The sequence below is a fragment of the Saccharospirillum impatiens DSM 12546 genome (genome assembly GCF_000423605.1).
GTDB classification, from domain to species: Bacteria; Pseudomonadota; Gammaproteobacteria; order Pseudomonadales; family Natronospirillaceae; genus Saccharospirillum; species Saccharospirillum impatiens.
The window spans coordinates 63,580-76,088 of sequence record NZ_AUIH01000007.1 but is presented as its reverse complement, the minus strand read 5'-3'; the positions used below and the strand labels follow the sequence as shown (position 1 = coordinate 76,088).

General features: G+C 56.1%; 12 protein-coding genes. 9 read left to right on the top strand and 3 right to left on the bottom strand.

Features of this window, described 5'->3' with window-relative positions; genetic code table 11:
- Positions 1–42: 42 nt before the first annotated feature.
- Complete coding sequence (locus G565_RS25895; RefSeq protein ID WP_051207525.1) at positions 43–711, top strand: flagellar brake protein; 669 nt, start codon at positions 43–45, stop codon at positions 709–711.
- The gene (locus tag G565_RS0106895) at positions 695–1,570 is read left to right on the top strand and encodes a pirin family protein (RefSeq protein WP_028670267.1); all 876 of its coding nucleotides are present in this window, start codon (positions 695–697) and stop codon (positions 1,568–1,570) included. The genes G565_RS25895 and G565_RS0106895 overlap by 17 nt, the downstream gene beginning before the upstream one ends.
- A 34-nt stretch (positions 1,571–1,604) precedes the next feature.
- Here the strand turns inward: G565_RS0106895 and G565_RS25890 are convergent, their stop codons facing one another.
- Positions 1,605–2,729 carry a GGDEF domain-containing protein gene (locus tag G565_RS25890; protein WP_051207521.1) on the bottom strand — a complete coding sequence of 375 codons (1,125 nt, stop codon included), beginning with the start codon at positions 2,727–2,729 and terminating at the stop codon, positions 1,605–1,607.
- Between the two features lie 216 nt (positions 2,730–2,945).
- Between G565_RS25890 and G565_RS0106885 the strand changes: the two genes are divergently transcribed.
- Both G565_RS0106885 and G565_RS23310 read left to right on the top strand, forming a co-directional pair.
- Positions 2,946–4,184 carry a hypothetical protein gene (locus G565_RS0106885; RefSeq protein WP_028670266.1) on the top strand — a complete coding sequence of 413 codons (1,239 nt, stop codon included), beginning with the start codon at positions 2,946–2,948 and terminating at the stop codon, positions 4,182–4,184.
- 304 nt (positions 4,185–4,488) lie between these two features.
- Positions 4,489–5,046 (top strand): GNAT family N-acetyltransferase, encoded by a 558-nt coding sequence (locus G565_RS23310; protein WP_051207519.1) that lies wholly within the window; start codon positions 4,489–4,491, stop codon positions 5,044–5,046.
- A gap of 28 nt (positions 5,047–5,074) precedes the next feature.
- Here the strand turns inward: G565_RS23310 and G565_RS0106875 are convergent, their stop codons facing one another.
- The gene (locus G565_RS0106875; protein ID WP_245584146.1) at positions 5,075–5,626 is read right to left on the bottom strand and encodes a MarR family winged helix-turn-helix transcriptional regulator; all 552 of its coding nucleotides are present in this window, start codon (positions 5,624–5,626) and stop codon (positions 5,075–5,077) included.
- Between the two features lie 239 nt (positions 5,627–5,865).
- On the opposite strand from G565_RS0106875, the gene ectA reads away from it, so the two are divergent.
- The 4 genes from ectA (at position 5,866) to G565_RS0106855 (ending at position 10,386) form a co-directional block, all read left to right on the top strand.
- The gene (ectA, locus tag G565_RS0106870; RefSeq protein WP_037338077.1) at positions 5,866–6,351 is read left to right on the top strand and encodes a diaminobutyrate acetyltransferase; all 486 of its coding nucleotides are present in this window, start codon (positions 5,866–5,868) and stop codon (positions 6,349–6,351) included.
- A gap of 86 nt (positions 6,352–6,437) precedes the next feature.
- Positions 6,438–7,715 carry a diaminobutyrate--2-oxoglutarate transaminase gene (gene ectB, locus G565_RS0106865; RefSeq protein ID WP_028670263.1) on the top strand — a complete coding sequence of 426 codons (1,278 nt, stop codon included), beginning with the start codon at positions 6,438–6,440 and terminating at the stop codon, positions 7,713–7,715.
- A 338-nt stretch (positions 7,716–8,053) separates the two neighbouring features.
- Positions 8,054–9,490, top strand: a complete 1,437-nt coding sequence (locus G565_RS0106860) for an aspartate kinase (RefSeq protein ID WP_028670262.1) — start codon at positions 8,054–8,056, stop codon at positions 9,488–9,490.
- Positions 9,478–10,386, top strand: a complete 909-nt coding sequence (locus G565_RS0106855; protein ID WP_037338066.1) for a tetratricopeptide repeat protein — start codon at positions 9,478–9,480, stop codon at positions 10,384–10,386. The genes G565_RS0106860 and G565_RS0106855 overlap by 13 nt, the downstream gene beginning before the upstream one ends.
- A 35-nt stretch (positions 10,387–10,421) precedes the next feature.
- Here G565_RS0106855 and G565_RS25885 read toward each other — a convergent pair whose 3' ends face one another.
- Positions 10,422–11,378, bottom strand: coding sequence for a sensor domain-containing diguanylate cyclase (locus G565_RS25885; RefSeq protein ID WP_051207517.1), 957 nt, complete (start codon positions 11,376–11,378; stop codon positions 10,422–10,424).
- A 134-nt stretch (positions 11,379–11,512) separates the two neighbouring features.
- On the opposite strand from G565_RS25885, the gene G565_RS0106845 reads away from it, so the two are divergent.
- On the top strand, positions 11,513–12,484 hold the full coding sequence (locus G565_RS0106845; RefSeq protein WP_028670260.1) for a porin family protein: 972 nt from the start codon (positions 11,513–11,515) through the stop codon (positions 12,482–12,484).
- Positions 12,485–12,509: the final 25 nt, after the last annotated feature.

Genomic DNA, 12,509 nt, shown 5'->3' with positions numbered 1-12,509 from the left:
TAGTGTCTATTCTGTGGCAAGGCATATGGACTCTGAACCCTCATGGCAGATAAACCCGAAACAAAGACCGCGACGTTTGAATCTCTGCAATTGTTGCCCGGCCAACCGCTGCAACTGGAAATCGACGGTTACACGACAGAACGCGACCGCAGCATCCTGGTTGGTTACCGGCCCGGTAAATCCGTAATCGTGACAACGCCGCTGGCCCACGGTCACCCGATCTCGGTCAAACTCGACACCAACCTGAATGTCCGGCTGTTTGCCAATAAAATTAACGGTGCGTGCGCCTTTCGAACCCACGTCATTCATGTGTCGGTAGCGCCTTTTGCGCATTTGCATCTGGCCATGCCGAATCAGCTGTTCCTTGGTGAAGTGCGCAAAGCGGTGCGCGCAAAAGTCAGTGTCCATGCGACTCTGGTGTTCCAGGGCGAGCGCAACAACGCTGAAATCATCGACCTCAGTACCGATGGTGGTCGCTTGCGCGCCCGGGTGCAGGCGATTGACCCGGGTGAAGTAATCACCCTGATCACCAAGCTTGACCTGGGGGCCGTCGAAAAAGTCATTCGGCTGCAAGGCATTGTCCGCTCTTTCGTCCTTGATGGAGAAAAGGGCACCAGCACCATTGGTCTTCAGTGGCAAAAACTGGATGAAAACGACGCCATTGCCTTGCAGGCTTTTGTTTTAATGAGGCTTCATGACAACCCCCACTGATCCGACCATTATACGCCCGCGCGAACAGGATCTGATGGGCCTGCCCATTCGCCGGGTGTTGCCCCAGTCAGCTGCGCGTCAGTGCGGCCCTTTTGTGTTTCTCGACCATATGGGCCCCCATACGCTGCCTGCAGGCCAGGGTGTCGACGTACCACCCCACCCACACATTGGTCTGGCCACGGTAACCTGGTTGTTTTCCGGCAAGCTGGTGCACAAAGACTCACTGGGCAGTCACCAGACCATTGCACCCGGTGACCTGAACTGGATGACGGCTGGCAATGGTATTGCTCATTCTGAACGCAGCCCGGAATCCGAACGGCAGATCGATAGCCCGATAGAGGGGTTGCAGTTCTGGGTTGCTCAGCCCGAATCCACAGAATCAGGAACCCCTCGCTTCGAACATGTTGCGGCCAAGGATCTGCCCCACTGGCAGCAAGCCGGCGCTGACTGGACGCTGGTGGCGGGTGAATGGCAAACACACCGGGCACCGGCTGAAGTGGACTCCCCGCTGGTATTGCTTGACGCGCGCGGCCAGAAGGCTGGCCAGATCGAGATGGAACAGCCATCGAAAACCTGGCAGTGGGGCCTGTACGTGCTGAAAGGTGAGCTCAGTGTCGGTCAACAACGGCTGGACACACACCATTTGCTGGTCACCGGCGGTACACTGCTGATCCGTTGGGAGCCCGGGGCTCACTTTGTGGTGTTCGGTGGCGAACCTCTGGGCCCGCGCCGCATGGACTGGAATTTTGTGGCAACCGACTCCGCTTTGATTGATGACGCCCGCCAACGCTGGCAGAACCATAAGTTCGATCCGGTTCCCGGCGACGATGGCTATGTACCCTACCCGTCAAAAAAATAAGGGCCCTGAAGCCCACCCCTATCTGGCTACCACTCTAATTCGAACGTACACAGTTCCGCCCTGCCTGCTTGGCTTTGTATAGGGCCTTGTCCGCGCGTTGCAGGGCAGCGTCGGGTGAGGCGTCGCCTTTGGTGGCATCGGTCACGCCGAACGATAAGGTGATGTTGACTTGTTTGGCCGGGCTGGGTTGTCCGCGCTGACGTTTCCCCTTGCGTCCGGAGGCAGGGCGCCCCGGTTTGCGTACCGTCAGCGGATAGCCTGCGACGCGCTCGCGCAAGGTCTCCAGTACCGGGGTGGCCTGCTCGGCAGTCATGCCTCTGAACACCAGAGTGAATTCCTCCCCGCCGTAACGAAACACCTTGACCGGCAGGCGATGCTGCGACAAGACCCGCGCTACCAGTTTCAGTACCTGATCGCCCGTCTCGTGGCCCCAGGTGTCGTTAAATGACTTGAAGTGGTCGACATCGCCCATCGCGATTGCGTAGTGGCGCCCCAGGGTTCGCTGCATCTGGGTTAGTGCTCGCCGATTGGGAATGCCGGTCAACGCATCGCGATAGGCGACTGAGTAGGCGTCGGTTACTAACAAAGCACCCAGGGCAGCCACCCAGCCCGCCCATACCAGGGGAGCACCCGTTGGCTGCAGGCTGAGCCATACGGTAAGAGCCCAGCCAACCAGTTGCCAGGGCCAGCTCGCACCGGGTGCCAGAAAATAACGAAACAGGATGGACAACAAGGCCAGAAATGACAGGCACAGCGTTATGCCCGGTAAGCCAACGCCCGCCAGCGGGGTCAGCCCGGGAAGGCCGTGCATGAACACGGCCGACGGCAGAGGCAGGCTGTGAGCCGCGGCGGCGATGATCAGAGCAAGGCCCGGTAACCAGATAGCCGGTTGTCGCAGCGCATGGTCGGGTCGCCACTGGGCGCTGAGCCAGCCCAGCCAGAGTATCGCAGAACTCCAGGCCGGTACCTGTGAGGTCGCTCCCGGAGCCAGTCCAAACAACACCCAACCGATGACTAACAGCAAAAACCAATGCACCCGATGAAACAGGAAGGCCAGCGCCGTCACGGCCAGAAACAGGGCATGGATGCCCAGATCCAGGCCCTGGGGCAGGTGGTTGATCAATAACTGGGAATAATGGAAAAGCGGACTGTCGGTCACGGTGAACCAGGTGCTCGTTCGAAAACACCCGCTAAGGTAAACACAACGGTGTCGCGCTGTCAGGTGGTAACGCAGTCTTTTGGCGCTGGCGTATGATCCCTGTAAGGAAGAAGACAATCCCGAAAGTGCGCTTTACACTGACGCCAGAGAGGCGCCCGGTTACCGGCAGCGCCTGTGATCGATCACCGGCCATGCCGGACTGCAGGGAGAATCATCATGGATCCGTTACACATTTGTCGAACCGGGCTGCTCAGTGCCGCCGTGCTCAGTGCCGCTCCCTGGGCGGCTGCACTTGAGCCAGTAACGGCCGATTGGCTTTATCTGACCGGCAATGGCAGTTGGGTGGCCCGCTCGGCAACTCTGCGCCAGGTCGAGACGCCTCTGGCGTTGCCGGTTGACCAGTTATCATCCGGTACCTTTTGGTGGTCGGCGACCGATCCGGATCTGCAAGTGTCCTGGCAATCGACGGATTCGGTTTCCTGGGTCAGCGAGGGTTCGCTGGTTCAGGTCACCAACTGGCCAGGCTCCTGGACGGTAGTCAGTAGTGGCCCGGAGTTACTGGTGCTGGCGCAAGCCGGTGTTCGTCGTTCCTTGCCACAGTCGGCCTGGGACAGGCTGAGCTGGGTAGTGGGTCAGAATCAGGAAGAAAGCCTGTCATTGCGCGTGCGCCAGCCAGAAGATCACCTGAACGAGCTGGACTATGCCTGGTTTGATGGTCGAGTCTCTGCTGAAGTTCGCTATAGCCTTGATTATCAGGCCGAGAACCCGGTGCTGTTGCAACAATTGGTGGTCCACAATGACACGGATTACGATCTCGATGCACCGGGCTACAGCTATGCTCAAAGCAGTCAGCAACCGGTCATGATGATGGCCCGTGATGCTATGGCAGCATCGTCCGAGCGTACCGAGGTGGGGCGGCCGCAGGCCGGAGACAGCAGTGGTCAGGCCACTCTGAGCTCAGCTCAGCCCATCCGTATGCCTGCCAACAGCCATGCCTGGATTCCGGTCGACCAGGTCGCTCTTGATCGCATTGATCATCAGTATCGCTTCAACTGGTCAACACGCCAGCAAGGCAGCCAGTCCGGTCAGTGGCAAATGACAGTTACCTCAGACGACGCACTGCCAACCATTGCCGGACCGCTTCAAATAGCGATCTGGGATCAGCAGGTAGCGCTGCTGGAAACCCAGTATCAGCCGGAGCAGGAAACCCAGACAACGCTGTCGCTGGGATCGTCCGATATGGTCACGCTGGGAACAGAATCGCTGAGTGGTCAGCAATGGGAGTTGGTGGTGACCAATCGCAACAGTCACGACGTTGAAGCTGTGCTGGACCTTTCCCACTGGGAACAGGACCGTAGCGATCAGGCCGGCATCAGCCTGCCGGTACCCGCTAACGAGAGTGTGCGGTTGCAGGTCAGGCTAAGCAGCAACCAGTTAACGGTTCGTCCCCTCTAAACCTGGCCAGAGCGTCTCGCTGGCCATGGTCGGCGGTATTGGTTGGGGCAATGGGTGTGGAATCCGATGTGAAAAGTGGGGCGGTGGGTACCACCGGCTTGGAACCCGGCAGTAGCCAGCCCAACCGCCCTCATACAGGGGATATTCCCCCATCACAGGTGAAGCCCGGTTCAGTTCCGAAGCCTCATTGTTGAAAGTAGTTCAGCGCTGCGCAATTGGTAGCCTACCTTACAAAAATGCACAGGATGGAACGCAGCGTCACGGCTATGGCACGATGGCGCTGTGTCGCGCATAGGACACTATTATGACACTGGAAACTGAACGCTTTCGGTTAAACCTTTACAACCCTGAAACGGATTTGCTGGAACATCAGGCGATGTATCAGTCAGCAGCTGTTCGCGAGCCACTCGGCTGGAAGGAACCACCGGGTCTGGATTTGTTAACCCAGCTGTATGTCGATCGTGCCAAGCGCTGGGAAGTCCATACGCCTGGCTCGGGGGCGTTTGCCTTTCGCTGGAAAGACAACGGCCGACTGGCAGGCATTATCCTGCTCAAGGCGCTGCCGTTCGGAGACGACACATTTTCAGAGCACATTGAGATTGGCTGGCACCTGGCGGAACCGGACTGGGGTAAGGGCGCCGCGACAGAGGCGGCCAGCAGGGTTTTGCAGTACGGTTTTCAGCAGTTGCGGCTGCCGGCTATCCTGGCCATTGCGACGCCAGATAACACGCCGTCTCTGCGGGTGATGGCACGACTGGGGCTGGGCTTTATCGAGGAGACAGACCGGTATTACGGTGAGCAAGGCTTACTGTATGGCCTGCGACGGGAAGAATTTACGAGTACCGCTACTGATCCGGAGTAACCATCCGGATCAGTAGCGGTACGGCGCATTAGCGCCCATGCGACCCTGACAGGTGATGCGTTACATCGCCGACATACAACACCGGTGACGCATCCAGATCGGATGCCTGCATCAGTTCAGCCAGCTTTTGCACGCTTGACAGCAGCATCGTCTGCTCCCATTCCGGTAGCTGATCGAATTTCTCAACGAAACTCTCCTGCAACGGGCTGGGTGCGTCTTCGACCACTTTTTTGCCTTCCTCGGTCAACTGCGCGTGCACGCGGCGACGGTCTACCTCGCTGCGCACCCGCCGCACCAGATCCCGCTTTTCAAGCCGGTCGAGTATGGTGGTCACCGTGGCCTGGCTGAGGTTGACGTCCTTGGCGACAGTGCCAATGGTTACGTCGCCCAGCTTACTGATCGCCATCAGTATCAGTAACTGCGGCGAGGTCAGCCCGCTGTGTTTGCTCAGCTGCTTCGAATGAATGTCTGTTGCGCGGATTATCCGGCGCAGTGACACCAGTACTTCATCCACTCGTTTCATTGTCTGGTCCTTTACCCACGGTGTTTGGTCGCCCATCAGGGCCAGATTATATCGCATGATAAAAGGTTCGTCCTCTAATGAAACAATTTCGAGACGCTATATAGATTAGCCTTTTTACCCATTACATCACAAGTTAAATTTTAGAAAGCGAAAGGTTTCACAATTCCATGTCGCCATCATACTTGATCTTTAGGGGAGTACTTGTGTTAAAATGATTCGCATACTAAAGATTAGATACATAATTAACGTTGAGCCCGACCCGCCAACGGGTCGCCAAACGAGGTGAACAACTGACGATGAGTATCACATTGAGAACGCCCCGGTCAGACGAAGGTCTGGCGGTTCATCGGCTGGTAGAGCAAAGCCCGCCACTGGACACCAACTCGCTGTACTGCAACCTGTTGCAGACAACCCATTTTGGCGATACCGCCGTGGCAGCTGAGTTGGATGGGGAACTGGTAGGGTTTGTTTCGGGCTATATAAAGCCGGGCAGCCCGGATACCTACTTTTTGTGGCAGGTTGTTGTCGGCGAAGCCGCACGGGGCAAGGGGCTGGCGAAGAAAATGATCCAGAGCCTGATGTCGCGGGATTCGATGAAGACCGTCGCCTGGCTGGAAACCACCATTACGCCGGATAACGAGCCATCCCAGCGGCTGTTCAAATCCCTGGCCCGGGAGTGGGAAGCCGAACTGGAGGTCAGCGTGTTGTTTGATAAAGCACAGCACTTCGGTGGCAAGCACGAATCTGAGGAGCTATACCGTATCGGGCCCATCCGTCGCTGAGACACGTGGCCCGCCCCGACTCCCGAACACTATTGAAACGTATTAACAAATAACCCTTTTTGAATTCACAGCATTGGAGACACAACATGGATATTTTTAACCAGGTTGAATCACAAGTACGTTCGTATTGCCGTTCATTTCCGACCGTGTTCACTACGGCCAAGAACGCACGCCTGACCAACCGTGACGGCCAGTCTTACATCGATTTTCTGGCCGGTGCCGGTACGTTGAACTACGGCCACAACAACGATCTGCTGAAAAAGCCGCTGATCGACTACATTGCCAGCGACGGGGTTACCCACGGTCTGGATATGTACACCGATGCCAAAGAGCGTTTCCTGCAAGCGTTTAAAGACATCATCATGGAACCGCGTGGCATGAACTATAAAGTTCAGTTCACCGGCCCGACCGGCACCAACGCGGTTGAGGTTGCATTGAAAATTGCCCGTAAGGCTAAAGGCCGTGCCGGTATTGTGTCGTTCACCAACGGGTATCATGGTTGCACTCTGGGTGCCCAGGCTGTGACTGGCAACAAGGGCCAGCGCGGCGGTGCCGGTGTATCTCTGGGTGACGTAACCCGTATCCCTTACGACAACTACGGCCATGAAGGCGATGATTTCATGGGCCTGAAACTGCTCGACCAGATGCTGACTGATCCGGGCAGCGGTGTTGAAGTGCCTGCGGCCGTGATCGTTGAAACGGTTCAGGGCGAAGGTGGTCTGAACGCGGCACGTATGGATTGGTTGCAAGAGCTGGAAAGCCTGTGTCGCAAACACGACATGTTGTTCATCATCGATGATATTCAGGCTGGCTGTGGCCGTACCGGTACTTTCTTCAGCTTTGAGCCGGCTGGTGTGAAGCCAGACATCGTTACGCTGTCGAAGTCACTCTCGGGCTATGGTCTGCCATTCGCAGTGACCCTGATGCGCCCCGAGCTCGACCAGTGGGAACCCGGTGAGCATAACGGTACCTTCCGTGGTAACAACCTGGCGTTTGTAACCGCCCGGGTTGCGCTGGAAGAATACTGGAAAGACAACGCCTTTGAAGGCGAGATCGCCAAGCGTGCTGACATTCTTGAAAAGCGCTTTACCGACATCATCAAACGGTTTGGTGAGTCTGAGATGCATTTGAAAGGCCGGGGCATGATGCGCGGTATCGCCGTTGCCGATGGCGACATCGCCGGCGCGATCTGCAAAGAAGCCTTTGCCAATGGTCTGATCGTCGAAACCAGTGGCCCCTGGGATGAAGTCGTTAAATGCCTGTGCCCACTGACCATTCCTCTGGATGATCTGAACAAGGGTATCGACATTCTCGAGTCAGCTTTCGCCAAGGTGTTGCCGGAAGCCAAGGCAAAAGCGAGCTGATCTGACCTTGTTGTTATCGGCCATGTGACCGATGCGCTAACCCGTCCCAGGACGGGTTGGCAAACAGGCACCCATGAGGGTGCTTGTTCCGGATACTGGCGCGATAACCCACCAGGGGTCTTATAATCGAGGAGTCTGCCAATGAGTTGGCTCCCCAAGACCGTTTTCGAGCGCTGGGTGTGAGCAATCAACGCCCGAAGTCGGTTTTACGTTCGACATTGCGCCGCCGCCGGCGCGCAATCAATACAGTGTAATAAGGATCAGCCAGACTGGCTGCGGCAGAAAGTGGAAGCCGCACATCCAACCAGTCGGGTGAGATCTCAGGAGGTTTTAGGTTAATGGCACAGCATACTGTCGAGAAAATCGGTGGGACATCGATGAACGACTACGTCGCCGTGCGCGATAACATCGTGCAAATTCACCGCAGCCCGGAGACGCTCTATCAGCGCATCTTCGTGGTGTCGGCCTACGCAGGTATCACCAATCTCCTGTTGGAGCACAAGAAGAGCAAGGAGCCGGGTGTCTATGCTTTGTTTGCGAATGACGATTCCGACTGGGAATGGAGCGAGCGTCTGACGGATGCCGCCAAAGCCATGCGTGAAGTGAATGCCAAAATGTTTGAAATGCCGCACACACGCAAGCAGGCAGACCAGTTCATTACGGAACGGATGGAAGGCATTCGCAGCTGCTTGCTCGATTTGCAGCGAGTGTGTTCTTTCGGTCACTTTCAGATTGAAGAGCATCTGGCAACGGTTCGCGAGATGCTGGCGGGTGTCGGTGAAGCGCACAGTGCTTTCAATACCGCTTTGCTGCTGCAGGCCGAAGGCATCAATGCCCGTTTTGTCGACCTGACCGGGTGGCGCGAGCCGGATAACCTGATGATGGATGAAAAAATCCACAAGACGTTCAGCCGTTTCGACCTGAGCCAGGAAATGCCGATTGTCACTGGCTACACCCAGTGCAAAGAAGGCCTGATGAAGACCTTTGACCGCGGTTACAGCGAGATCACCTTCAGCAAGGTGGCTGAGCTGACCGATGCCCGTGAAGCCGTGATTCACAAGGAATACCACCTGTCGACCGCCGATCCGAAAGTCGTGGGTGCCGACAACGTGATGCCTATTGGCCGTACCAACTACGATGTGGCCGATCAGTTGTCCTTGATCGGTATGGAGGCGATACACCCCAAGGCTGCCAAGGGTCTGCGCCAGAAAGGCATCGCGCTGCGGGTCAAAAACACCTTTGAGCCGGACCACGACGGTACGCTGATCACCAACGATTATCGCAGTGAAAAGCCGTGCGTCGAAATTGTGGCCGGCAAGCCGCATATTTTTGCACTGGATGTGTTTGATCAGGACATGGTCGGCGAGCCGAATCAGTTCCTGGAGATTCAGAAGCTGGTGCAGGACTTCGAAGTACCGATGTTGGCCAAAGAACACAACGCCAACACCGTTACCATGTACCTGGATACGGGTCTTAAGGTGATCAAGCGCATCAAGTCGCGTCTTGAGCGTTATTATCCGGGGGCTGATATTTCCAGCCGCAAGATCTCCATGGTCTCGGTGATCGGCAGTGACATGAACGTGCCGGGCATTCTGGCTCGCATCAGTCAGGCACTGGCTGACAACAACATCAGTGTCTTGGCGATCCATCAGGGCATGCGACAGGTAGACATTCGTCTTGTAGTCGAGGACGATCAGTATGAGGCGGCATTGAAGCTGCTGCACGAAACGCTGATCGAACCGACGAAACAGGACAAAAGCCAATGCGTAGCCTGACCAGGCTAGTTTCCCTGATCTTCATCTCAGTGCTGGCGTTGCCAGCCTGGGGTGAGCCCGCCGACCGGCTGCCCTCGGCCGCCGATACTTACACCGAAGACGACGTCGTTGAAGCCTTTGAAGAGCTCGACGAAGCCATGTACAACCCCTTTATTGAACGCTACCTGCTGGATGAAGTGCGCCAGTTGCGGCTCGATATGGCCAATTTTCGGGTGGAATATTCCGATAAACTCAATGCCAGGCAACTGGAGCTGGCCACCCAGTCTGTCACCTACTCCGTTAATACCGTCACCTACTTCTTCTACCTGATCGCCGGTGTAACGTCTCTGTTAGTGGTGGTTGGCTACGCCAACATCCGTGATATCAAGGAGAAGGCCCACACTTATGCCGACCGCGAAGTGTCCAAGCTGGTGGCGTCTTATGAGAAACGGCTGAAGGCACTGGAGCGTAACCTGAAGCAAAAGTCGCAGGTTATCGAGGAAAACCGGGAAGAGATTGAAAAAACCAACGAAACGCATTCGTTGTGGCTGCGGGCCAGCCAGGAAACCAACCCGCACAGCAAGATCCAGATGTACGATCAGATTCTGACACTGCGACCTTTCGACACCGAGGCGCTGACCTACAAAGCGGACGCTGCGCTGGAAATCGACGAGACCAAGTGGGCGATCAACCTCAGTCAGCAAGCTCTGGATATCGATCCGGACCATGCTCACGCTTACTATCAAATGGCCTGCGCCTATGCGCAGAGCGATGAACCGACCGTGGCCATGGAATACCTGGAGAAGGCGATCAATCTGACCCCGTCGTATCGCGATGAAGCGAAAACCGACGATTCGTTCAAGGGTTTGCGTCGCAATGCCGAGTTCAAGTCGCTGACAACCGATTCAGCGAGCTAACAGGCTGTTGAAATTCGCAGAATTTTATTCGCCTGCTAAAGATCCCCGCACACCTGGTTGCGGCCAGCGTACTTGGCCATGGCCAGGCGCTGGTCGGTCTTGAACACCAGTTGCTCAAGCGATAGTCCCGGCTGCCACTCAATCACTCCGGCGCTCAGGGTCAGCGACCGTTTAATGCCCGGCACCCGGGTTTCGCTGAAGCGTTGACGCAAGCGGTCGAGGGTGCTGATGCCGGCATCAATACCGGTTTCGGGCATCAGCACCATGAATTCCTCCTCGCCATAGCGGGCGGTGATATCCGCGTCTCGCAGCTCTTCTTGAATCAGATTACCCAGGGTGCGCAATACCGTGTCGGCAACGGCATGGCCGTAGGTGTCATTGACGCCTTTGAAGTGATCGAGATCAATCAGGGCAATGCAGAAACGGGACCGGTAACGTTTGGCCAGGGCATTTAATTGCCCGAGTTCATCGAGAATGTAACGCCGGTTGAACAAACCGGTCAGGGAGTCGCGCGTGCGGGCTTGCTCCAACGCCTGCTCGTGATTCAGGACATCCTGTTGCAGCCGCTGTTCAGCGCTGACGTCCTGAACCACCACCAACACTTGGGATTCAGCCATCAGGGTAACGGGAATGGCCGTCAGGCGCAGCCAGTGCCGCTCGCCATTGCGGCGCACAGTCTGCACATGTGACAGGGGCCGATCTTCCAGCAAGGCGCGTTGCAGTATGCAGTCGTGTTGCTCTCCGGTGCCGGATTCATCTGGCTCAAACAGGTCTCCCGGTTGGGGCATTGGCCGGCCGGGCTCGGGTACAAAGCCAAACAGGGTCTCAGCCAGTTGGTTGTGAGACAAGATGTTCAACTGGCCATCCAGCAGCAGAAAGCCGCTTTGGGTGGCGTCGAACACTTCCGTATAGTGATGCACCAGGGTACTGAGGAACTGCGCGCGCTGGTCGGCATGGGGGAGTTGTTGGTAGTGACTGATCCAGTTATCCATAGCTGCAGTTCAAAGTTGGAAACGTGTCTATAGTATAGTCAAATCGACAGGTTTCGCTGCTTTGACCTGGCTCTCAGAATCGGAGACTCTGAGTGGGTATGCTGGGCAAAATAAACAACAGATAAGGAGTTTTTATGAAAGCTTTGTGGACAGTCCCGGTTTTGGCGTTGGGTGTTGCCTCTGCCTCTCAGGCAGCAACCACGATATACGGCGCGGCGAATGCCAATACCTTCGTCAACAATAACGATGCCGGTACCAGTCTGGGCATTGACAGCAGCTTGTCCCATTTTGGGTTTCGCGGCGACAGCGAGATAGATTCATCCATCAGCGCGATTTTTGACGCCCGTTTCTATGCCAATATCGTAGAGGGGGGGACGCCAGCTGTCTGGAAGGGTCATGCAGGTCTTGAAGGTGATTTTGGTACCCTTCGCATATTCGGTGGGCCAACGCCGCTGACAAAAACCCAGTCTTACCTGAACTTGATGGAAGAGGACCCTCTCGATTTTTCGCTGATTTTGGGTGATGGGATGTTAACCCCCGGAGCCTCCCTGCCTACCGGTGCGAAATTCGAGGGTTACAATGCGGGCATTAATTTTACCAGCAATGATCTTGGTAACGGCCTGAGTTTCGATGGTGCTGTCTTGCCAGCCCAGAACCCCAATGGTGAAACCGGCATTTCACTGGCTGCCACCATGGCTCAAAATGCGTTCAGTGTATCGGGTGCGTTTGAAGTGAACGGATCCAATGGCAGTACCCAGTTATTCCGTCTGGTGGGTGAGTATTATTTGAATGAAATCACCGTGGGTGGCCTGTTACAGTTTGCCGGCAATGCCGACCAGGACTTGAACGGCACCAGTTTTCTGGGTTTTGCCGAGATGCCTCTGGATATATCCCGTTGGAATACCCGGCTTCGGTTGACCGGTGGTTACGCCGCTCAGGAGAACGACGCGGACACCATTGATGAAACTCAGCTGATGTTTGCAGCTATGCATGAGATTCGTTTCACCAATCAGGTCAGTGCCTATAACTTTGGCGAGGTCTTTCTGCCGGAGGAAAGCGCGGGCAACAACACGCGGATTGGTACCGGTCTGAAAATCCGGTTTTGATCCGGCTAGTCGGTCATGCACAAAA